We start from the raw sequence: 21607 nt of genomic DNA on the forward strand, positions 1-21607 counted from the left end.
TATGGCTATTTTAGTGACTGGCGGTGCGGGTTATATCGGTTCTCATACCGTAGCGGAGCTGTTGGAGCAAGGGGAAGAAGTTGTTGTGATCGACAGCCTGGAGACGGGACATCGCGAAGCGCTGCTGGGTGGAAAGCTGTATGTCGGCGATCTGCGCGACAAGGCGCTGCTGAAGCAGTTGTTCTCGGAAAACGATATTGATGCCGTTATCCACTTTGCCGCGAATTCACTGGTTGGCGAGAGCATGAAGGATCCGGTGAAATATTACGATAACAACGTATACGGAACGCTGTGCCTGCTGGAAGCCATGAATGAAGCGGGTGTCCGGAAGATCGTCTTCTCGTCAACGGCAGCAACCTACGGCGAGCCTGAGAAGGTGCCGATCGAGGAAACGGACCGTACGCAGCCGACGAACGTGTACGGAGAAACCAAGCTGATGATGGAACGGATGATGTCCTGGTTTGATACCGTGCTTGGCGTGAAGTATGTGTCCCTTCGTTACTTCAATGCAGCCGGATCGCATGCCAGCGGAAAAATCGGCGAGGATCACCGTCCGGAGAGCCATCTGATCCCGCTTGTCCTGCAAACCGCTTTGAAACAGCGCCCAAGCATCTCGGTGTTTGGCGACGATTATTCAACACCTGACGGCACTTGTGTCCGTGACTACATTCACGTCAGCGATCTTGCGAACGCTCATCTGCGCGCGGTTGATTACCTCCGCCGCGGAGAGGCCAGCAATGTGTTTAACCTCGGCAATGGACTCGGATTCTCGGTTAAGGAGGTTATCGAGACCTCAAAGCAGGTGACGGGTGCTGACATTCCGGTTGTCATGGAGGCACGGCGTGCCGGTGACCCTGCCGTGTTGGTAGCATCTTCGGATAAAGCACGTACCGTTCTCGGATGGACCCCATCCAGAACGACGCTGGAAGAGATTATCGAGAGCGCATGGAAATGGCACAGCAGTCACCCGGACGGTTACGGTGACAATTAATCCAAGGGGGACGAGGACCATGAATGCAGCAACATCAGGAACTCCCGAATCCAAGCAGGTTCTTCATGCAATTGAAATGCTCGTGCGTTTTGCACTTCATAAAGGTCTTATCCAGGCAGCGGACGCGGATTACAGCCGCAATCTGCTGCTGGAGGATTTCGGGTTCAGCGAGCCGTACGGAGACGAAGTGAACGGCCCTGTACCGGATGGGCCGCAGGCCATGCTCGACGTAATGATCGATTACGGTGCAGCGCATGGAATGATTCCCGAGAATACCGATACGTATCGGGATTTGCTGGACGCTAAAATCATGGGTCGGCTCATGGCGAGACCTTCGGACGTAACGGCTCAGTTCCGGACGGTCCAGCAGGAGCAGGGGATCATTGCGGCAACCCGCCAATTTTACAATCTCTGCATCGACTCCAACTACATTCGCATGGATCGCGTAGCCAAAAATGAATACTGGCGGCACGCCAGCCCGTATGGCGATATTGAGATCACCATCAATCTCTCCAAGCCGGAGAAAAGCCCGAAGGAAATCGCCATGGCTAAACTGCTGCCTCCGCCGGTTTATCCGAAATGCCAGCTCTGCCGCGAGAATGTCGGTTATGCAGGAAGAGTCAACCACCCGGCACGGCAAAACCTGCGCATTATTCCGTTGGAGCTAAACGGGGAGCCGTGGTTCTTCCAATACTCGCCGTATGTTTACTATAATGAGCACTGCATTGTATTCCATCATGACCATGTGCCGATGAAGCTGACCAAAGCGACGCTTGCCCGCCTTTTGAGTTTTGTTGATGCTTATCCGCATTATTTTCTCGGATCGAACGCGGATCTCCCCATTGTCGGGGGCTCGATTCTCACGCATGATCATTTCCAGGGAGGACGGCATACCTTCCCGATCCAGAAAGCACCGAAGGTGGCCGGGTTTACGCACGCGGATTATCCAGACGTATCCGTGGCCATCGTGAAGTGGCCGATGTCGGTGATTCGACTATCCTCAAGCGATCGGAATTCGCTTCTTGAATGCGCAAACGGCATTTACGAGGCATGGAAAATTTACAGTGATCCTTCAGCGGACATTGAAGCGTTCAGCGAAGTGGACGGAGAGCGCGTCCGCCACAATACGGTTACTCCGATTGCCCGCCGAAATGACGAGGGCATCTACGAGATGGACCTGGTTCTGCGGAACAATCGCACGAATGAGCAATATCCGGAAGGGATTTTCCATCCTCATCGGGAGATGTTCCACATCAAGAAGGAAAACATCGGCTTGATCGAAGTGATGGGGCTGGCGATCCTGCCGGGCAGGCTTAAGGAAGAGCTCGATCAAATCGCCGACATCCTTGCAGGGAACGAGGAGCTGTACGCGGACAGCAAGGCTGCGGACCATCCGCTTGCCGTCCACGGGGACTGGATCGAGGAGCTGCGTGGACAGGAAACAGCAGCGCTGGATAAAGCCGGGGCGATCGAGCTGATTCGCCGGGAGGTCGGCCTCAAATTCACGACGATTTTGGAGCATGCCGGGGTATATAAACAGACGGCAGAAGGACAACAGGCATTTCAGCGATTCCTGAGCCATATGGGATACGTCCCAGGCAGCAAATAGACATTCATTTATGGATAAACGATGTATTGAAGTTAACGATACCTCTGATCATTATGCAAACAGCCGATCTTTCTGGAGAAGGACGGCTGTTTGTTTTGCATAAGGGGAATGGTATAGAATGAAAAAGCATGCAAGATAAAATATAGATGCGAACCAGATGCGATGGAGGTAATGTACATGAGACCTTTTGTCTTTCATAATCCGACTCAGTTGATTTTTGGTAAGGGCAAGCTGAGCGCTTTAAGTGGTGAAGTGGCTAAATACGGCCGGAACGTATTGCTTGTATATGGTGGCGGCAGCATCAAGCGCAGCGGGCTGTACGATCAGGTTATCGCGTTACTGAAGGAAGCGAATGCGGTGGTAACGGAGCTTGCCGGTGTGGAACCGAATCCGCGCCTGTCGACGGTCCACAAAGGCGTGGCATTGTGCCGGGAGCATAACATTGATCTTATACTGGCCGTTGGCGGTGGAAGCGTCCTTGACTGCTCCAAGGCCATTGCCGTAGGGGCCAAGTATGACGGAGATATGTGGGATTTCGTCGAACGCAAAGCCGTTCCGCAAGCGGGTCTCCCACTTGGAACCGTGCTTACGATGGCTGCAACCGGATCCGAGATGAACGGCGGCTCCGTTATCACCAATGAAGTAACCCAAGAGAAGATGGGCTGGGGTAGCCCTTATGCTTACCCTGCATTTTCCATTCTTGACCCTGTACATACGTTCTCCCTTCCGCGGGATCAGACGGTGTACGGTATCGTGGATATCATGTCTCACGTACTGGAGCACTATTTCCACCAGGATACCAATACGCCAGTGCAGGACGGCTTCTGCGAAACGATTCTTCGGACCGTTATCGATACGGCGCCGAAGCTGGTTGAGGACCTGGAGAACTATGAGCTCCGCGAGACGATCATGTACTGCGGTACGATGGCGCTGAACGGCATGATCAATATGGGGATGGCCGGCGACTGGGGAACCCATAATATCGAGCACGCGGTATCTGCCGTATACGACATTCCGCACGGCGGCGGCTTGGCGATCCTGTTCCCGAATTGGATGAAATATAATCGGAGTGCGGATCCTCAGCGCTTCAAGTCTCTTGCCGTGAACGTATTCGGAGTTGACCCGGCAGGAAAAACCGATGAAGCCATCGGATTGGAAGGGATCGAAGCGCTTCGCAGCTTCTGGACTTCCATCGGTGCGCCAAGCACGTTGGGGGCGTACGATATTGACGACAGCCAGATCGAGGCAATGGCCGATAAGGCGATGCGATTTGGTCCTTTTGGCAACTTCCGCAAGCTGCAGCGTGAAGACGTCGTGGAGATTTATCGGATGTCGCTATAAGGGTTGTCCTGTCGTTATATGACAAGGAATTGAAATGGTTTTATAGCCTGCCGGTTCATGCCGTGCAGGCTTTTTTGTGGGTGTGTCGAATATAGATATGAAGAGATTTCCATACGTTTGAGGGAAATAATTGAAACTTTAGCAAACATTTTGCCGTATTACTTGTTATACACAGTAAGGGATTTCAGAGGGGGCAATCAACATGGAAGCGTTATATTGGGGCTGTCTGATCGGAGGCGTGATATTTGCCATCGTAACCGTGGTGCTTGGCGACATACTTAGCTCGGCGCTTGACGGATTGTTGGACTTTTTGTCAGTGGATTTTTTCAATCCGGTTGTGATCGCTGGAGGAATCACCGTATTTGGCGGTACCGGAATCATGCTGACAAAATACACGGAATTGGCGGCAGGTGCCCATGTAACGCTGTCTATCTTAGCGGCTATCGTCATTTCGATTCTCGTCTATTTCGGGTACGTGAAACCGATGGAGAACAGCGAGAACTCGACGGGCTTCTCCATCAAGGAGCTGGCTGGGATGATCGGCGTTGTCACCGTACCGCTTCCTGCAGAAGGATTCGGTGAAGTGATGGTCAAGATTGGCGCAGGCAACACAACGCACATCGCGTCAAGCTTTGATCGCCAAAATCTTCCCGCAGGAGTCCGCGTGGTGGTTGTTGACGTTGTTGAGGGTGTCCTGAGAGTCTCCGAACTGGAAGAACGAAAAGGAGAGGATTGATTCAATGCCAGAATACTTAGTAATTCCGTCAATTGTTGTAGGTGTCATTGTTGTGTTAGGACTTGCGTTCTGGGCCCGTTACAAAACGGTGAGTCCGGATGAAGCGATGATCGTAACCGGTTCTTTTTTGGGAAGCAAAAATTTATCGGAGGATGAATCCGGCCGCAAAATCAAAATCGTTCGCGGCGGCGGCGCTTTTATACTCCCCGTATTTCAGCGCTCCGAATTTGTATCGCTTTTATCTCATAAACTGGATGTTATGACGCCTGAAGTGTACACGGAGCAAGGCGTTCCGGTTATGGCCGATGGGGTAGCCATCATAAAAGTGGGAAGCTCGATCGAAGACGTGGCAACGGCAGCCGAGCAATTCATGGGCAAGCCGATTGAAGCGCTGAAGGGCGAAGCCCAGGAAGTGCTGGAAGGCCATCTTCGTGCCATTCTCGGTTCCATGACGGTAGAGGAAGTATACCGTAACCGCGACAAGTTCGCGCAGGAAGTTCAAGGTGTCGCTGCAAGAGACCTCAAGAAGATGGGTCTGCAGATCGTATCCTTTACCATTAAGGACGTTCGCGACAAGCATGGATATCTGGAAGCGCTGGGTAAACCGCGGATCGCTACGGTAAAGCGGGATGCGGAGATTGCCGAAGCCGAAGCGATGCGCGACGCGCGGATTCAAAAAGCGCGTGCGGAAGAAGAAGGACAGAAGGCCGAGGTCGTACGCGATACCAATATCGCGGAAGCCGAGAAGGAACGGGAGCTGAAGGTTGCGTCCTTTAAGAAGGAGCAGGATACGGCGAAAGCTGAAGCGGACCAAGCTTATCATATCCAGGAAGCCCGCGCTAGACAAACGGTGGTCGAGGAGCAGATGAAGGTTGAGCTCGTTCGAAAGGAACGCGAAATCGACCTGCAGGAGAAAGAAATCATGGTTCGCGAGAAGCAGTATGACGCGGACGTGAAGAAGAAAGCCGAAGCGGATCGTTATGCCGTTGAGCAGGCCGCGGAAGCGGATAAAGCCCGGAAGATGCGCGAAGCAGATGCCGTGCAGTACTCCATCGAAACCCAGGCCAAAGCGTCTGCCGAACAGAAGCGCCTGGATGGTCTGGCCGTTGCGGATGCCGAGCGTGCCAAAGGTACGGCTGAAGCCGAAGTCATCCGCCTGCGCGGTATTGCCGAAGCCGATGCTAAGGAGAAACTTGCCGAAGCGTTCCAGAAGTTCGGAGAAGCTGCTGTGCTCGATATCATCGTAAAAATGCTGCCTGAGCTTGCCGGCAAAATTGCTCAGCCAATTTCGTCCATCGACAAGCTGACGGTTGTAGATACAGGCAAAGGCGAAGGTGCGGCTCGCGTGAGCAATTATGTGACTGAGCTGATGTCTACGGCGCCTGAAATGCTGAAGAATGTGTCCGGGATTGATGTGGAAGAACTGATAAAGGGATTGACCAAGAAGCCTGCCTCGGCTCAAAAGCCAGTAGCTGTGGAACAGGAACTTGTACCGGTACCTGTTGAGACAAGTGCTGCTAAGGAAGAGTAGAGCGAGCGGCAAGTAGGATTGGGATAGCGGTCACAGGCAGCGGTACGGCACTTTGGTGACTTTGGCAACCACATATGATTTTGCCGCGCACTTATATTTCTGATAAGATATCCGAGTATACGCGTATGAATCAAAAAGAGGTGCAAACGTGAGCAGCTTACAAGTGGCTAAAGTGTTGAACAATAATGTAATCATAGCGAAGCATCCTCAACATGGCGAGGTTGTTGTTATTGGCAAGGGAATAGGCTTTAACCGGAAGAATAAAGACCTTATCCCGGCCTCCGCTGCCGAGAAGATGTTCATTTTGACCAAACCGGAGGAGCAGGAGCAGTATAAGCAGCTGGTGCCTCATATCGATGAGAAGCTGATTGAGGCGATGAATGAGATTATTCTGAATGCTGCCAAAACCAGCGACGCTCCTCTGAATGAGCATATCCACATAGCGTTGACTGATCATATTGCATTTGCCATTAAACGTCATGCCCAAGGTCTCTATATCCATAATCCTTTTTTATACGAAACCAAAGAGATGTATCCTGAAGAGTACGAGATGGCGGAATACGCCGTCCGTACCATCCGGGAGAAGCTTGGGGTCGACTTGGGCCAAGAAGAAATCGGATTCATTGCCCTTCATTTTCACGGTGCCCTCACAAACCAGCACATTTCGGAGGTTCGCAAGCATTCGGAACTGATTGCGGATTTAGTACGTACCGTTGAACAGCAGCTGGATTATGCCATCCCGAGGGATTCCTTGGATTATTCCCGTCTGCTGACTCATCTCCGGTTTGCCTTGGAGCGGATTCGGCGGGGAGAAGCGGTGAACGAGACGAGTTCATTGGATGGTCTGCTGAAGCGCGAATATCCCGAAACGTATTCCTTGGCATGGAAACTGACGAAGATGATGGAGCAGCGGCTGAAAAAGCCCGTATATCCCGCCGAGGCCGGTTATTTGACCATTCATCTGGAGCGGCTGGTCCAGCGCAAAGAGCAGGGCGAGCAAATGTGAAGATTTTATTAAGTCCCTTACCATGTGGTTGCAACGAAAAATGAACGGTGTTACAATACGAACAGTTATGAAGCATAAAACTTCAAATCAAACGTGTAACTGATTCGATCAGGCATGAGTATTGCAGGAATTTGGTTGTTATTACCCATTTCTGGGTAATCTAATCCATGAGATTAGCCATCCATTTTCCCGTGGTTACTCATGCCTTTTTTTGATTTGGTTGTTTTATGATGCTCCACATTCAGCTTGTGACCACAACTAGATAGAGGGTGAAAATTTTCATGTTTAAGCGGCTTTTTGGCGTACTGCAAAGGGTCGGTAAAGCTCTGATGCTGCCCGTGGCCATATTGCCGGCGGCCGGACTTTTGCTCGGCCTTGGCAATATGCTGGTCAACCCCGATTTCCTGCAGTACGCACCATGGCTCGATGCGGCTTGGGTTCATTCAGCTGCCACCGTCATGATGAATGCGGGACAAATCGTGTTCACGAATTTATCCTTGCTGTTTGCAGTAGGGGTTGCCGTCGGCTTGGCCGGAGGCGAAGGTGTTGCCGGGCTTGCGGCTATCATCGGTTACCTCGTCATGAACGTTACCATGGGCAGCGTGATCGGCGTGACGCCATCGATGATTGGCACGAATTACGAATATGCCAGCGTGCTAGGCATTCCGACCTTAGCCACTGGGGTATTCGGCGGGATTATTGTAGGTATATTAGCGGCAAGCATGTACCGGAGATTTTTCAAAATAGAGCTTCCGTCCTATCTGGGCTTTTTTGCAGGAAAACGGTTTGTTCCGATTATGACGGCTGCAACTTCCGTTTTGCTTGGTCTGTTGATGGTCTTTATATGGCCTCCGATCCAGTCTGCGCTTAACACTGCATCCCATTTCATGCTGGAACAAAACCTGACGCTGTCCGCTTTTGTGTTCGGCGTTGTGGAACGCGGATTGATTCCGTTCGGTCTGCACCACATTTTCTATTCTCCCTTCTGGTTTGAGTTCGGGGAATATTTGAATCATGCAGGTCAAATGGTGCGCGGTGATCAAAATATATTCATGGCTCAGCTTCGGGATGGTGTCGAGTTCACGGCAGGCACCTTCATGACGGGTAAGTATCCCTTTATGATGTTTGGTCTTCCTGCGGCTGCGCTTGCCATCTATCATGAAGCGAGACCGGAGAACAAAAAGTTTGTCGCCGGTATTATGGGTTCGGCAGCGCTGACCTCCTTCTTGACAGGGATTACGGAACCGCTTGAGTTCTCCTTCCTGTTCGTCGCGCCGATCTTGTTCGCCGTACATGCACTGTTCGCAGGTCTGTCTTTCATGATCATGCATATTCTGGGTACCAAGATTGGCATGACCTTCTCTGGCGGTCTGATCGATTACATGATATTCGGTGTCATTCCGAACCGGACGCCATGGTGGAATGTACTCATTGTTGGTGCTATCATGGCAGTAATCTATTATTTCGGATTCCGGTTTGTCATTCGGAAATTCAATCTGAAGACGCCGGGCCGGGAAGAAGCTTCCGCAACGGAGCCGGAATCAGTTTCCCAGGGATCAGGCGGTAACAGTAAAAATGATCTGCCGCTTAACATTCTGACTGCGCTTGGCGGCCAGCCTAACATTGCGCATCTGGATGCCTGCATTACTCGGCTTCGGGTAGAGGTGAAAGACAAGGGTCATGTCGATAAGGCAAGGCTGAAACAGCTGGGTGCGTCAGGTGTGCTGGAGGTGGGGAATAATATCCAGGCGATATTCGGAACACGTTCCGATACCATCAAATCGCAAATCCAGGACATTATGTCGGGAATAACGCCGACAACTGCGCCTGAAACAGCGGATCCGAAGATGATGCCGACTGCTCAAGAGGAGCAGCAAGCTGGTCAGGACGGGGAAACGCTTGTCATGGAGGAAATCGTATCGCCAGTCGATGGAGAGCTAATGGATATTTCCCATGTGCCTGATCCTGTGTTTGCAGAACGAATGACGGGAGATGGATTTGCGGTATTACCTCATAACGGAACGATCGCTTCTCCTGTTAACGGAACCGTATTTAACGTATTCCCCAGCAAGCATGCGGTCGGCATTATGTCCGATGGCGGTAAGGAAGTGCTTGTCCATATCGGCGTCAATACCGTTAAGCTGAAGGGGCAGGGTTTTGAAGTTCTTGTACAAGAGGGGGATCTGGTATCCACTGGCCAACCGATCATGCAGGTGGATCTGGATTATGTGAAGGAGAATGCCAAATCGATTATTTCTCCTGTGATCTTCTCGAATTTGCCGGAGGGAGCTTCCGTGAAGCTGAACAAGACCGGGGAAGTAAAAAGCGGTGAAAAAGGGATCATCACGATATCAAAGCCTTAAACTCACGATGATCTCAAGGATTCAATAAAAATTAAAATATAGGAAAGTAGGATGATGAACATGCAACAAACATTCAAAATTATTGACGAAGATGGAATTCACGCACGTCCGGCAACAGCATTGGTAAATACGGCTAACAAATTCCAGGACACCAATTCATTTGCCGAAGCTAACGGCAAAAAAGTAACGCTGAAATCGATCCTGGGCGTTCTGTCCCTCGGATTGGAGCAAGGTGATACATTGACACTGATCACGGAAGGCGGCAATGAGAGCGAAGCGCTGACAGCACTGCAAGAAGTGATGGTGAACGAAGGGTTAGGCGAGCTTCATGAATAATTTGAAAGGAATCGCGGCTTCCGCGGGCATCGCGATTGCACGTGCTTTTACACTGGAGCATCCTGATTATTCTGTTACGGAAAAGCAAGTGGCAGACACGGATGCCGAGCTTTCGAAGCTGGATGCGGCGCTGGCTCAGTCCCAGGCTGAGCTTGAAGCGATCAAAGCCCGCACGCTTCAGGAACTCGGGGAGAAGAAGGCTGAGATTTTCGAATCTCACCTTCTCATCCTGAATGATCCGGAATTGATTGAACCAGTCAAAGCGAAAATCGTTTCGGATTCGGTTAATGCGGAGTATGCCTTAAATGAAACGGCAACCCAATTCATTCAAATGTTCGAGAACATGAAGAGTGCTTACTTGCAGGAGCGGGCAGCGGATATGCGCGACGTCACCAAACGTATTCTCAAGCATCTGCTCGGCCTGAATTATGTCAGTCCTTCAGAAATCAGCGAAGAAGTAATCGTGGTTGCAGAGGACTTGACTCCTTCGGATACAGCGCAGTTGAACCGCAACTACGTTAAAGGATTCACGACGAATATTGGCGGGCGCACCTCGCATTCTGCCATCATGGCCCGTTCGCTTGAAATTCCGGCTGTCGTCGGAACGAAAAACGTGCTCTCTTCGGTCCAAAACGGGGATTTGATCATCGTTGACGGACTGGAAGGGGATGTCATCATTAATCCTACGGAAGCCATCGTGGCACAATACCGTGCGAAGCAGGATGCCTACGCCAAACAGGTCGAGGAATGGAAGAAACTCCGCTCCGAACCAACGGTATCCAAGGACGGGATCCATGTGGAACTGGCCGCCAATATCGGGACACCGAACGATGTAACCGGCGTGCTGGAGAATGGCGGAGAAGCGGTAGGACTGTATCGTACGGAATTCCTGTACATGGGCAGAGATAAACTTCCTTCCGAAGAGATCCAGTATGTCGCCTATAAATCGGTACTGGAGAAAATGGAAGGCAAGCCGGTTGTTGTCCGCACGCTCGATATCGGCGGGGACAAGGAGCTGCCTTATCTGGATCTGCCAAAGGAAATGAATCCGTTCCTGGGCTTCCGGGCCGTTAGGCTGTGCCTGGATCGTCAGGATATTTTCAGAACCCAGCTTCGGGCACTGCTGCGCGCAAGCGTCCATGGCAATCTGCGAATCATGTTTCCCATGATCGCGACGCTCGGTGAATTCCGTGAAGCCAAAGCTCTTCTTCAGGAAGAGAAATCCAAGCTTGTAAGCGAAGGCATTCCGGTATCCGAGGACATCCAACTCGGGATCATGGTGGAGATTCCATCTACCGCGGTCCTGGCGGATCAGTTTGCCAAAGAGGTTGATTTCTTCAGTATCGGAACGAATGACCTTATCCAGTATACGATGGCCGCTGACCGCATGAATGAACGGGTTGCTTATTTGTATCAACCTTATAATCCGGCGATTCTGCGACTGGTTAAAATGGTCATCGATGCCGCTCATCGCGAAGGCCGCTGGGTTGGCATGTGCGGTGAAATGGCGGGTGACGCCACGGCGATTCCAATTCTCCTCGGTCTGGGGCTGGATGAGTTTAGCATGAGCGCTACATCCATTCTTCCGGCGCGCAGTCAGATCGGGAAGCTGTCCCGCAGTGATATGCAGGCACTCGCTGCCAAGGCGCTTGAAATGGGTACTGCAGAGGAAGTTGTGGCTCTGGTGGAATCCATAGAAACTGCAGCTGAGTAAGAAGGAAGACAACTTAACAACTTGATCGATCCATGTAGTCTCGTATTTCGTTTGTTTTTTGGGGACTCTACCAATCTTTTTCCACGATAGCTTTACATTGACAACATCTGTCCATTCGGGCAGATGTTTTTTTTGTCAAAAGAAAGACAGCTGGCATATTTGCTAGTATAATAGCCTAAATATATAGTTATTTGGCATCAAACCCAAACCAAATCAGGGCTTTTGGCATATCATAATATATGAAAGCGTTCTACATTCATGTGCTAGAGGTCTGTCTTATGATTCAGGCGCCCATACTAGGAAGTAAATCTACTTATAAGTGACGGTGATGATGACTATGGACATGATCAAGAGCTGCACAAGTGTTAAGCTGGGGGCAACCTGCCGAAGAGAGGGAACGACCTTTCAGGTGTGGGCTCCGGATGCGGTTCATGTGAAACTGGCTTTGTATGAAAGCCCGGGAGAGTATAACGAGCAAGGTCTCGTAACGGATCACGAGTGTGGCACATTATATTTGATGGAACGTAATGGCGACGGCATATGGTCGGCTGTCGTAAACAGGGATCTTCACGGAACCTATTATATGTATCAAATCGAGTCAGCGGACGGTGACGTGCATTATGCCGTAGACCCCTATGCAACAGCGGTGTCAGCCAACGGCTGCCGCGGAGTGGTTGTCGATCTGGCGAAGAGCAATCCGCCGGGGTGGGAGCAGGATGTTAGACCCAAGCTGCTGAAGCCTACGGATGCGGTGCTCTATGAGCTTCATGTACGCGATTTCTCGATTCATACCGATTCGGGAATGAAATATAGAGGTAAATATAAGGCATTCACAGAAGGTGGCCTGCGGGATTCCGAAGGGAATACCATTGGACTGGATCATCTCGAAGAATTAGGTGTGACCCATGTGCATCTGCTGCCGATATTTGATTTTCGAACGGTCAATGAGCTGGACGGATATAATGCCGGGAGCTTAAGCCGCGAGTATAACTGGGGGTATGATCCGCAGAATTACAATGTTCCTGAAGGTTCATACTCGACAGATCCTATGGATCCGATCCTGCGCATCCGGGAGCTGAAGGAGCTGATTCTGGCTCTGCATGCCAAGGGAATCCGTGTCGTCATGGACGTGGTTTACAACCATACGTATATGGTGGATGACGGTCCGTTTGAACGATTGGCGCCAGGGTATTTCTATCGCAAGGATGAATATGGACATTTATCGAACGGTTCAGGTGTAGGCAACGAGCTGGCTACGGAGAAGCCGATGGTACGCAAATATATCAAGGATTCCTTAAGGTACTGGGCCGAGGAGTATCATATCGACGGCTTTCGATTTGATCTGATGGCTCTGATCGATACAACAACGATGAAAGAGATTGTAAGCGAGCTGCGTCGTGAGGTCGATAGCTCTCTCTTGTTCTACGGTGAGCCCTGGACGGGAGGAATGAGTCCGCTGACGGAGCAAACCGTCAAAGGAAGCCAGAAGGGTCAAGGTTTCGCTGTATTCAATGATCATTTCCGGCATGCCATCAAGGGTGACAATGACGGGCGCGGCCGAGGCTTTGCTACGGGCGAAGCGTGGTACGAGGGCGCTGTCGTTGAAGGGATGATGGGCTCGATCCATGATTTTGCGCTTCATCCGGATGAGACGGTCAATTATGTCACTGTGCATGATAATTTGAATCTGTGGGACAAAATTTTAGTGGCGAGCGGGATGGAAGAACAGGCGGGTCTGCTTCGCATGACGGACGGGAAGCTGGTTAACGGCGGCGATGTATGGCAGGCAACGGCTGCTTCCACACCCTATGCCGGTATTCCTGATGAAGATGTAATGTCGGCAGCGGCTGTGCGCCGCAGCTTGCTGGCTAACGGGATTGTCCTGCTGTCTCAAGGGATTCCGCTGCTCCATGCCGGCGATGAGCTGCTTCGCACGAAATTTGGCGATCATAACAGCTACCGCAGCGGCGATGCCGTTAATGCGATCCGCTGGTCGAACAAGAAACGATTCAAACCCGTGTTTGACTATTACAAAGGCCTTATTGCCTTGCGCAAAGCTCATCCGGCATTTCGTATGGCAGCAAGAGAAGAGATCGAGGAACATATGGAAGTGCTGCGCAGTAGCGATCGGATTATCGCCTACCGATTAACGCATCATCCACAAGATAGCTGGGGCCAGATTGTAGTGATCGTGAACGGGAATGAGCATGAAATGACGGTTGATCTGCCGCCTACACCTTACCGCTGGAGTATCGTGGTGAATGATCGTCAGGCAGGTACGGATACGATCGAGACGTTGGACCAAGGAGCTATAGCGGTCCCAGGGCTTTCGCTGATGGTGTTGTACGAAGACCAGGCCCAGAAGAAGCAAGGCTTGACTACCGTTGAGATTGAATATGAAAGACGTGATCAAGCATATGATGGCTGGAACGTGTGGGTGTGGGGAACGGGCGTGGAGGATGGCAGCGTGCCATTCTCAAGAGTGGACGGCGGCAAAGCTCGAGCGGTCTTCTATGCAGCTCCCGGAACCAAGCGGGTCGGCTGTATCGTCAGGTTGAACGATTGGGAGGATCGGGAAGGCGAGAACGACTGGTTTATCGATATTCCGCCAGACGAAGCCAAGTTACGGATCTCGCTGCTAAGTGTCAAAGGCGACGGCTCTGAGGGCCAAGAGCAGCGGGATATGGCGAGTTGAGGAATGTATATAAGGGATTGTATATTAAAAAATCAGGAGCCCTCCGATTGTACTGAAAAGGGGGCTCCTATTATTTATATTTCAAAAGGGGTACCATTCATTACCCACAGGATTGAAATTTAAAACATCTGAAACTCATGATTAGTTAGCAGGTAAATAGGGTAATAATGAGATAGACTTTGTTTTCGATAAAGGAGGATGTCACTCATGTCAAAAGGAAACACAGTTCAACTCCAAGCAGATGTTCGTGATGAATTTACCCGGGCTTCTCGCCGAGTGCTTCGCGAAAATGGCGGAATCCCCGGCGTTGTATACGGCGCGGGCGAGGAAAGCATCCCCGTAGCTGTTAATTTCAAGGATACGGCCAAGCTGTTCCACACCGGACGTTCAGAGGTATTCCAGCTTGATATTCCAGGCTCCGGTAAAATTCCGGTTTTGATTAAGGACATTCAAAAGAGACGCGGCACTGTATCCCATGTGGACTTTCTGCGGATCTCCATGAACAAGCCGGTTCGTGTCAGCATACCGGTGGATTATCAAGGTACTGCTGCCGGAACGAAATCTGGCGGTATTCTGCAAACCCAGGTGACCGAAGTCGAAGTAGAAGGATTGCCAGGCGAGCTGCCTACTACCCTCGAAGCGGACGTATCCGCTCTGGAGATTGGCGACAAGCTTACGGTTGCAGATATTAAAGTACCGGAAGGTATTACATTGCACGCTTCGGATGAGGAGGTTCTCGCAACCGTCATCGTGCCACGCGCCGTTGAGGCTGCTGAGACGGTGGATGAAGCGGACGCTGAGGAAGCGGATGCGGGAGAGACAACCGAAGAATCATAATATGCACATTTAAAAAGGCGCTTGCTATGCTGGGAATCCAGCGGAGCAGGCGCCTTTTTGTCACGAATTTTTAAAGTTTATTTAACTTTTCGATCATGGATTCCTTTATAACTCATCGGTGCGTCTCCAAAGTATTTGTTCCAAATGGTCAAATACGTTCCGTCCTGCTGCATGGTAGCCAATGCATTATCAACGGCGGCCACGAGATCCGGATTCCCTTTTACAAAGGCTGCGGAAATCTCGGACACCTGATCGGCGGATTCGGCGGCAGCGACCGGCAGATCCGGGAACTGCTGCTTCAGGTTGGTTACGGATAATTGGTCCGAAATGACGGCATCCAGCTCTCCGTTTGCGAGCTTGTTAGCTGCGTCTGATATATATTTGATCGGGACAATTTCCGCTCCATGCTTCTTGGCCATATCCTTATAAATTCCGGTTGGGTTCAGGCCGACACGCTTATCCTTGATGTCCGAGAAGGTGCGAATCTGATCTTCACCCGAGGAACGCACAAGTAGAACCGGGGTTGAGGATAGATAAGCGACGGAAAAATCATAGAGGGCCCGCCGGTCCGGCTTGTCTTCAATCTGGTTGAAGACGGCGTCGTATTTGCCTTCCGTCAATCCTGGCAGCAGATTCTCCCACTCGGTTTCAACGAATTCTGCTCTTAGTTCCATATGACGGGCAACCTCTTCAGCGATTTCCACATCAAAACCTGTAAGTCTTCCGCCCGTTCCATGGTAACTGAAAGGGGGATAATCCCGTTCCGTTGCAATTCGCAGGGTCCCGCGCTCCACGGCATTCCGAAGCAGGAAGCCCGTGTTCACCCGGTAAGGATTTACGCCCATGTTGGGGGTCGGCACCCGGTCATTGCTGTTAGGCGTGCATCCGGTAAGTACAATTGAACCGATCAGTGTGAATAAACAGGCAAGACTGATCCAACGTATCGATTTTGTTCCGCGCATGATTCCAGAAACCATCCTTTCTTTATTCACGGTCCTTCGAGGCCCATTTCGTAAAGTTAGGATGTCCCAAAGGATGGTTCGTATATTCGTGAAATGTCGGTACACGGTAAGAACTTAGGGTCTCTAATCGGATTGGAGAGGAGAATGAAATAGGCTGTGCTATCTCCGCCTGCAGCAGCAGCGGATAAGCACAGCCTATTTTTGCTAGATAGAATTGAAGCTAGCGTTGATATGCTCTTAATACAGCGCTTTATGCTTCTTAACGGGCCATCCATCCGCCATCAACACAAAGCACATGTCCGTTCATATAATCCGAAGCGGCGGAAGCGAGGAATACGGCGGGTCCGCCAATATCCTCGGGTTTCCCCCAGCGTCCGGCAGGAATACGTTCCGTAATGGAAGTCCGTCGTTCCTCATCCTGACGGATGGCTGCCGTATTATCGGTTTCGATATAACCGGGAGCAATTCCGTTCACTTGGATGCCGCTGGCTGCCCATTCATTGGCCAAAGCTTTCGTAAGGCCGGCAACACCATGCTTGCTTGCCGTATATCCGGGCACGTTGATTCCGCCTTGGTAGGACAGCATGGAGCAAATGTTAATGATTTTGCCGCTGCCGCGTTCAATCATATGTCTTCCGGCAAGTTGGGACAGCAAAAATACGGTATTCAGATTCAAGTCAATCACGTCAAGCCAATCTTGAGTACCATGATCCTTGGCGGGCGTCCGGCGGATAATGCCGGCATTGTTTACGAGAATGTCCACATGCCCCGTCAGCTCCAGCGCTTGGTCAAAAGTTTGCTGGAGTTTGCTCTGGTCGCTTAGATCGACCTGAATTTCGGAAGCTTTTCTGCCGAGTGAAGTGATGGCTTCTATCGTTTCGGCGCTTGTATTCATGGACACGGCAACGATATCCGCTCCGGCTTCGGCTAGAGCTATCGCTATGCCTTGCCCTAGTCCTCTGGCGGAGCCGGTGACGATTGCGGTTTTGCCTGATAAGTCAAACCTGTTCATGCTCCAGTATCCCCTCTCATATGCTCTCTATTTAGTAATTATGAAGTTAGGCCGGTTTTGAGTTTTGATGCGGCGCTTACAGCATGGTAACGCCGGCACCTTCATATTGTTTGATCGTCTCGGGTGGCAGTCCCGCATCGGTAATGATACCGTTGATCTCCTGCAGGGATGAAAATGTCCTTAATGCCGTTTGACCAAATTTGTGATGATCGACAACGGCATATACCTCCAGCGAAGTTTCGATTAATGCCCGTTTGAAAGGGATCAAGTCCCCGGTATATATGGACAATCCATGATCAAGATGGACGCCCGTGGCGGATATGAAGGCTTTTTGAATGTTCAGCTGTGATACATACGATACGCCTTCAGGGCCTGCGAGCATATTTCGGACCCGGTAGCCCCCCGGAACGACCAATCGGATATGATTCTTGGTCGCCAATTCGCTGATGATATACACATCGTTCGTAATGACCGTCAGAGGCACATCCTCCAGCCTGCGGGCAATCTCCAGCGTGGTGCTGCCTCCGTCTAAGGCGATGATGTCATCGGTATTGATATGCTTCAGCGCTTTCAGCGCGATTTCGGTCTTTTCAGTCGGATGCTTGGCAAGCGGTTCTTTGGACGGCAGGATGCCGAATTGATCGCTGTGCGCAAGGACAGCTCCGCCATGCACACGAACGATTAGACCCTGTTCCTCCAGCTTGGTCAGATCCTCGCGTATGGTTTTTCCGGTTACTTGAAGCTGCTGGCTTAGGTCGGCGACAGTCACTTCTTTATGGGTTAGAAGGTACTCCATTATTTTTTCATAGCGTCGTAACGGGTTCATATGAATCTCAACTCTTCCGTGGGTTAATGGATAATCCCCTCTATTTTAAATCTTTTATGGACACCGGGTCCATATCATCATAACGTTTATTATCTCCGGCCATGCCCCAGATGAAGGTATAGTTGCTTGTGCCTACCCCGCTGTGGATCGACCAGCTTGGCGAAATCACGGCCTGCTCATTGCGCATGACGATGTGCCGCGTTTCATTGGGTTCACCCATCAGATGGATGACAACCGCTTCTTCCGGTAAATCAAAATAGAGATAAGCCTCCATCCGTCTTGGGTGGGTATGGGCAGGCATCGTGTTCCACATGTTTCCTTCTTTCAGCAGGGTCATACCCATGACAAGCTGGGCGCTCTCAATGCCTTTTTGATGGATGAAACGATAGATCACGCGATCATTGGAATTTTTGATATCGCCCAAAGCGCTGGAATCGGCTTCCTCCAGAGTGGCCTTGGCTGTCGGGAATGTTTGGTGCGCTGGCGCAGAATTCAAATAGAATTTGGCTGGGTTGGATGGATCCGTGCTTTTAAAAATAACCTCTTCCGTGCCCATGCCAACGTACAAGCATTCTTTGTTGTTCAGTTCATGCTCCGCACCGTCCACCAGTACGGTACCATGTCCGCCAATATTGATAATGCCAAGCTCACGGCGTTCCAGGAAAGAGGAAACACCCAGCTCTTTAAGGTCGGTTTCCAATTTGACTTGTTCTTGAACGGGAGCGGCGCCGCCGATAATCATACGATCTTCGTGCGTCAGGACAAGCTCCAGCTTGTCAGGCGTAAACAGGACGGGGATATGGAATTCCTTGCGGAGTCTTTCTGTGTCATATTGTTTCACTTCATTAGGGTGTGATGCATAACGTCTTTCCATGTTCGTTCATCTCCTCATCATTCTATTATAATGAATTCATAATGTTCATATAAGTACAAATTACTCCATTTATGTTCATATTACAAGAGCTAAATACAAAATGAACCATAATTAACACCTGGTGAACATCGAACCGACTTCATATATATCTGACTGAACTTGGAGCAGAAAGGGAAGAACTAGCATCAATGGGGATGGGCAGGCTGCCCTGAAATGTTCTTCAGCAAGGCTAGCTATGAAGTGAACAAGGTACGACTAGGAGATTGATAACCCGATGAAAAGAATGATTGTTATTCTAACAGCTGTGCTCGCAGTGGCCGGTTCTCAAAATAACGCTGATGTCCCGTATTATCCTTATCATCAAACTGGGGAACGGGAAGTATGGATGAGGTCGGAGAATGAGCGCGATCAGTCCTGGGTTAATATTGCCCATCGGGGGGCGTCGGGTTATGCCCCGGAAAATACGATGGCTTCTTTTGTTAAAGCATTTGATATGGGAGCGGATATGCTGGAATTGGATGTCCAATTGAGCAAGGATGGACAGGTCGTTGTGATTCATGATTCCACGGTTGAGCGAACCACCGATGGGCAGGGAGAAGTAGGCGATTTAACCTTTGAGGAGCTGCGTATGCTGGATGCAGGTTCATGGTACGATTCGGCGTTTAAAGGAGAAGTCATTCCCGCTTTGGCGGAGGTGCTTGAGCATTTCGCGGGGCGTATCGGGCTGTTGATCGAATTGAAATCTCCCTCCCGGTATCCGGGTATCGAGCAAAGGGTTGCAGACGAGTTGAAAAGGTATATCATCGGCGCTGATGGTGGTGAGAGGTATAAGGACCTGATCATCGTGCAGTCAGCAGATAAGGACTCTCTCCTTCGATTCCGGCAGCTGATGCCCGATATCCCGCTGGGCGTTGTTATCACCAGTGCGGGCGACTTATCCAAGCAGCAGCTGGAAGATATGAAGACCTATGCGGAGTATGTGAATGTATCGATGAGGCTGGTATCCAAAGGGCTGGTTCAAAAGATACATCAATCCGGGCTGAAAACGATGGTATGGACCATTCGGGATATGCTGCAGATTCCTTATGTGCTTCAAATTAACGTGGATGGGATTATTACGGATTACCCGGATCGGGTACCGATTTCAATTTCGAACAGGAAAATGATCAGATAAATGGCGTAACGGTGTTGACAACCTTTTGAGAAATCAAGGGTTGTCTTTTTTAATGTGTAAGTAAATATAACATATAAATAAAAATTAAGAGTAAATTGCATGGTTTATCTATCATTAATGTAATATAACATTACTTAAAGTGCGAAAAACAAAAAGAATTCTTAGTTATTTTCGAAAAAATAAATAAAATAATGTCATGATTATTGACATAGGAAATATAAGGCAACTATAATGTGGGATAACGAACAGAGAAGTCAGTTTGCAGATAGAATGTTCGGAAACGTAAAAAAGGGAGTTGGGAGCGAATGAAGAAACAAAGCGTGATCGTTAAAGGCTGGGCCTCATTTGTTTTATGTGCAATCTTGATGTCAGGCTGCGTGACGGAAAAGGAAGCCGCTCCAACCGCCGGAGCGGATAACGGGAGTCCGGCGGTAGAAGCCGCTGGCGATTCAATTAAGGTTGGCATTCTTCACTCACTCAGCGGAACGATGGCCATAAGCGAGGTATCCGTTAAGGATGCAGAGATGCTTGCCATCGAAGAAATCAATGCAGCTGGCGGCGTGCTTGGCAAGCAGATCGAACCCGTAATCGAGGACGGTGCCTCGGATTGGCCGACCTTCGCGGAGAAAGCGGGCAAATTGCTGCAGCAGGATAAGGTTGCCGCCGTATTCGGAGGCTGGACCTCTGCCAGCCGGAAAGCCATGCTCCCTGTTTTCGAACAGAACAACGGCCTTTTATTCTATCCGGTCCAATATGAAGGGCTGGAATCCTCACCTAACATTTTTTATACGGGCGCAACAACCAATCAGCAGATCGTACCCTCAGTGTCCTGGCTGCTGGAGAACCGCGGCAAAAAAATGTTCCTCCTCGGCTCCGATTACGTGTTTCCGAGAACGGCCAACAAGATCATCAAGGCACAGTTGACGGCAGAGGGCGGCGAACTGGCTGGGGAGGAATACACGCCGCTGGGTCATACCGATTTCAGCACGATTATAGCCAAGATCAAGGAGGCGAAGCCCGATATCGTCTATAACACGCTGAACGGCGACAGCAATGTGGCCTTCTTCAAGCAGCTGAAGGATGCGGGCATTACCTCCAAGGATATGACCACGCTGTCCGTCAGCGTGGCGGAGGAGGAGATCCGAGGCATCGGCGCAGATATACTGGAGGGTCATCTGGCAGCCTGGAACTATTATCAATCTACCGATACTCCGGAGAACAAGGCTTTTGTCGACAAATACAAAGCAAAATACGGCGCTGACCGCGTGACGGCTGACCCGATCGAAGCGGGATACACGGCGGTGTACTTATGGAAGGCCGCGGTAGAGAAGGCAGGAACAACGGAGGTGGCCAAGGTGAAGGAAGCGGCAAAAGGCATTGAGTTCGCCGCTCCGGAAGGGAAAGTAACCATTGATGGGGAGAATCAGCACATTCATAAAACGGTGCGCATCGGCGAGGTGCAGGCTGACGGACAATTTAAGGAGCTCTGGAATTCGGGAGAACCCGTTAAACCGGATCCCTATCTGAAAACCTATGATTGGGCGAAGGGATTAAGCGGAGAATAAAGCTTCATCTCATGCATGGATGGCCTACAGGTTAT

At 50.5% G+C, this 21607-nt stretch carries 17 protein-coding genes; 13 read left to right on the forward strand and 4 right to left on the reverse strand.

Going from position 1 to position 21607, the window contains the following annotated elements; translation table 11 throughout:
- The first annotated feature begins 1 nt into the window (after position 1).
- The 11 genes from galE (at position 2) to MKY82_RS08790 (ending at position 15159) form a co-directional block, all read left to right on the forward strand.
- Complete coding sequence (gene galE, locus MKY82_RS08740; protein WP_339295952.1) at positions 2-991, forward strand: UDP-glucose 4-epimerase GalE; 990 nt, start codon at positions 2-4, stop codon at positions 989-991.
- Positions 992-1010: 19 nt separating this feature from the next.
- The gene (locus MKY82_RS08745; protein ID WP_339222634.1) at positions 1011-2600 is read left to right on the forward strand and encodes a UDP-glucose--hexose-1-phosphate uridylyltransferase; all 1590 of its coding nucleotides are present in this window, start codon (positions 1011-1013) and stop codon (positions 2598-2600) included.
- A gap of 177 nt (positions 2601-2777) precedes the next feature.
- The gene (locus MKY82_RS08750; RefSeq protein WP_339295953.1) at positions 2778-3941 is read left to right on the forward strand and encodes an iron-containing alcohol dehydrogenase; all 1164 of its coding nucleotides are present in this window, start codon (positions 2778-2780) and stop codon (positions 3939-3941) included.
- Positions 3942-4143: 202 nt separating this feature from the next.
- Positions 4144-4677, forward strand: a complete 534-nt coding sequence (locus tag MKY82_RS08755) for a protease (protein ID WP_194541537.1) — start codon at positions 4144-4146, stop codon at positions 4675-4677.
- 4 nt (positions 4678-4681) lie between these two features.
- Entirely contained in the window at positions 4682-6208 is a 1527-nt protein-coding gene (locus tag MKY82_RS08760; protein ID WP_339295954.1) for a flotillin family protein, read from the forward strand.
- 148 nt (positions 6209-6356) lie between these two features.
- Positions 6357-7214, forward strand: a complete 858-nt coding sequence (locus MKY82_RS08765) for a PRD domain-containing protein (protein ID WP_339295955.1) — start codon at positions 6357-6359, stop codon at positions 7212-7214.
- A 281-nt stretch (positions 7215-7495) separates the two neighbouring features.
- On the forward strand, positions 7496-9577 hold the full coding sequence (gene ptsG / locus MKY82_RS08770; protein WP_339295956.1) for a glucose-specific PTS transporter subunit IIBC: 2082 nt from the start codon (positions 7496-7498) through the stop codon (positions 9575-9577).
- A 60-nt stretch (positions 9578-9637) separates the two neighbouring features.
- Entirely contained in the window at positions 9638-9913 is a 276-nt protein-coding gene (locus MKY82_RS08775; RefSeq protein WP_071222804.1) for an HPr family phosphocarrier protein, read from the forward strand.
- Positions 9906-11627 carry a phosphoenolpyruvate--protein phosphotransferase gene (ptsP, locus tag MKY82_RS08780; RefSeq protein WP_220686111.1) on the forward strand — a complete coding sequence of 574 codons (1722 nt, stop codon included), beginning with the start codon at positions 9906-9908 and terminating at the stop codon, positions 11625-11627. Before MKY82_RS08775 ends, ptsP begins: the two co-directional genes overlap by 8 nt.
- Before the next feature lie 337 nt (positions 11628-11964).
- The gene (pulA, locus tag MKY82_RS08785) at positions 11965-14322 is read left to right on the forward strand and encodes a type I pullulanase (protein ID WP_339295957.1); all 2358 of its coding nucleotides are present in this window, start codon (positions 11965-11967) and stop codon (positions 14320-14322) included.
- 207 nt (positions 14323-14529) lie between these two features.
- Positions 14530-15159, forward strand: coding sequence for a 50S ribosomal protein L25 (locus MKY82_RS08790; RefSeq protein WP_194541542.1), 630 nt, complete (start codon positions 14530-14532; stop codon positions 15157-15159).
- Positions 15160-15236: 77 nt separating this feature from the next.
- On the opposite strand, the gene MKY82_RS08795 is transcribed toward MKY82_RS08790, so the two are convergent.
- The 4 genes from MKY82_RS08795 to kduI form a co-directional block, all read right to left on the reverse strand.
- Positions 15237-16121: a transporter substrate-binding domain-containing protein gene (locus MKY82_RS08795; protein ID WP_194541543.1), complete on the reverse strand. Its 885-nt coding sequence runs from the start codon at positions 16119-16121 to the stop codon at positions 15237-15239.
- 259 nt (positions 16122-16380) lie between these two features.
- Positions 16381-17133: a 2-dehydro-3-deoxy-D-gluconate 5-dehydrogenase KduD gene (gene kduD / locus MKY82_RS08800; RefSeq protein WP_194541544.1), complete on the reverse strand. Its 753-nt coding sequence runs from the start codon at positions 17131-17133 to the stop codon at positions 16381-16383.
- A 76-nt stretch (positions 17134-17209) separates the two neighbouring features.
- The gene (locus tag MKY82_RS08805; protein WP_194541545.1) at positions 17210-17959 is read right to left on the reverse strand and encodes a DeoR/GlpR family DNA-binding transcription regulator; all 750 of its coding nucleotides are present in this window, start codon (positions 17957-17959) and stop codon (positions 17210-17212) included.
- Positions 17960-17999: 40 nt separating this feature from the next.
- Positions 18000-18833, reverse strand: a complete 834-nt coding sequence (kduI, locus tag MKY82_RS08810) for a 5-dehydro-4-deoxy-D-glucuronate isomerase (RefSeq protein WP_194541546.1) — start codon at positions 18831-18833, stop codon at positions 18000-18002.
- A gap of 274 nt (positions 18834-19107) precedes the next feature.
- Between kduI and MKY82_RS08815 the strand changes: the two genes are divergently transcribed.
- Together MKY82_RS08815 and urtA are read left to right on the forward strand one after the other, a co-directional pair.
- A complete protein-coding gene (locus MKY82_RS08815) occupies positions 19108-20007 on the forward strand; it encodes a glycerophosphodiester phosphodiesterase family protein (protein WP_339222653.1) in 900 nt (299 codons plus the stop codon).
- A gap of 305 nt (positions 20008-20312) precedes the next feature.
- A complete protein-coding gene (urtA, locus tag MKY82_RS08820) occupies positions 20313-21572 on the forward strand; it encodes an urea ABC transporter substrate-binding protein (RefSeq protein ID WP_194541548.1) in 1260 nt (419 codons plus the stop codon).
- The last annotated feature ends 35 nt before the right edge of the window (positions 21573-21607 follow it).

This window comes from Paenibacillus sp. FSL W7-1279 (genome assembly GCF_037969845.1).
GTDB lineage: Bacteria > Bacillota > Bacilli > Paenibacillales > Paenibacillaceae > Paenibacillus_AQ.

Coding starts and splice junctions, on each gene's coding strand:
- MKY82_RS08815 (WP_339222653.1), top strand. CDS start 19,108: ATGAAAAGAATGATTGTTATTCTAACAGCTGTGCTCGCAGTGGCCGGT.
- pulA (WP_339295957.1), top strand. CDS start 11,965: ATGGACATGATCAAGAGCTGCACAAGTGTTAAGCTGGGGGCAACCTGC.
- MKY82_RS08795 (WP_194541543.1), bottom strand. CDS start 16,121: ATGCGCGGAACAAAATCGATACGTTGGATCAGTCTTGCCTGTTTATTC.
- MKY82_RS08755 (WP_194541537.1), top strand. CDS start 4,144: ATGGAAGCGTTATATTGGGGCTGTCTGATCGGAGGCGTGATATTTGCC.
- MKY82_RS08745 (WP_339222634.1), top strand. CDS start 1,011: ATGAATGCAGCAACATCAGGAACTCCCGAATCCAAGCAGGTTCTTCAT.
- MKY82_RS08750 (WP_339295953.1), top strand. CDS start 2,778: ATGAGACCTTTTGTCTTTCATAATCCGACTCAGTTGATTTTTGGTAAG.
- galE (WP_339295952.1), top strand. CDS start 2: ATGGCTATTTTAGTGACTGGCGGTGCGGGTTATATCGGTTCTCATACC.
- MKY82_RS08805 (WP_194541545.1), bottom strand. CDS start 17,959: ATGAACCCGTTACGACGCTATGAAAAAATAATGGAGTACCTTCTAACC.
- ptsG (WP_339295956.1), top strand. CDS start 7,496: ATGTTTAAGCGGCTTTTTGGCGTACTGCAAAGGGTCGGTAAAGCTCTG.
- ptsP (WP_220686111.1), top strand. CDS start 9,906: ATGAATAATTTGAAAGGAATCGCGGCTTCCGCGGGCATCGCGATTGCA.
- MKY82_RS08790 (WP_194541542.1), top strand. CDS start 14,530: ATGTCAAAAGGAAACACAGTTCAACTCCAAGCAGATGTTCGTGATGAA.
- kduI (WP_194541546.1), bottom strand. CDS start 18,833: ATGGAAAGACGTTATGCATCACACCCTAATGAAGTGAAACAATATGAC.
- kduD (WP_194541544.1), bottom strand. CDS start 17,133: ATGAACAGGTTTGACTTATCAGGCAAAACCGCAATCGTCACCGGCTCC.
- MKY82_RS08775 (WP_071222804.1), top strand. CDS start 9,638: ATGCAACAAACATTCAAAATTATTGACGAAGATGGAATTCACGCACGT.
- MKY82_RS08760 (WP_339295954.1), top strand. CDS start 4,682: ATGCCAGAATACTTAGTAATTCCGTCAATTGTTGTAGGTGTCATTGTT.
- urtA (WP_194541548.1), top strand. CDS start 20,313: ATGAAGAAACAAAGCGTGATCGTTAAAGGCTGGGCCTCATTTGTTTTA.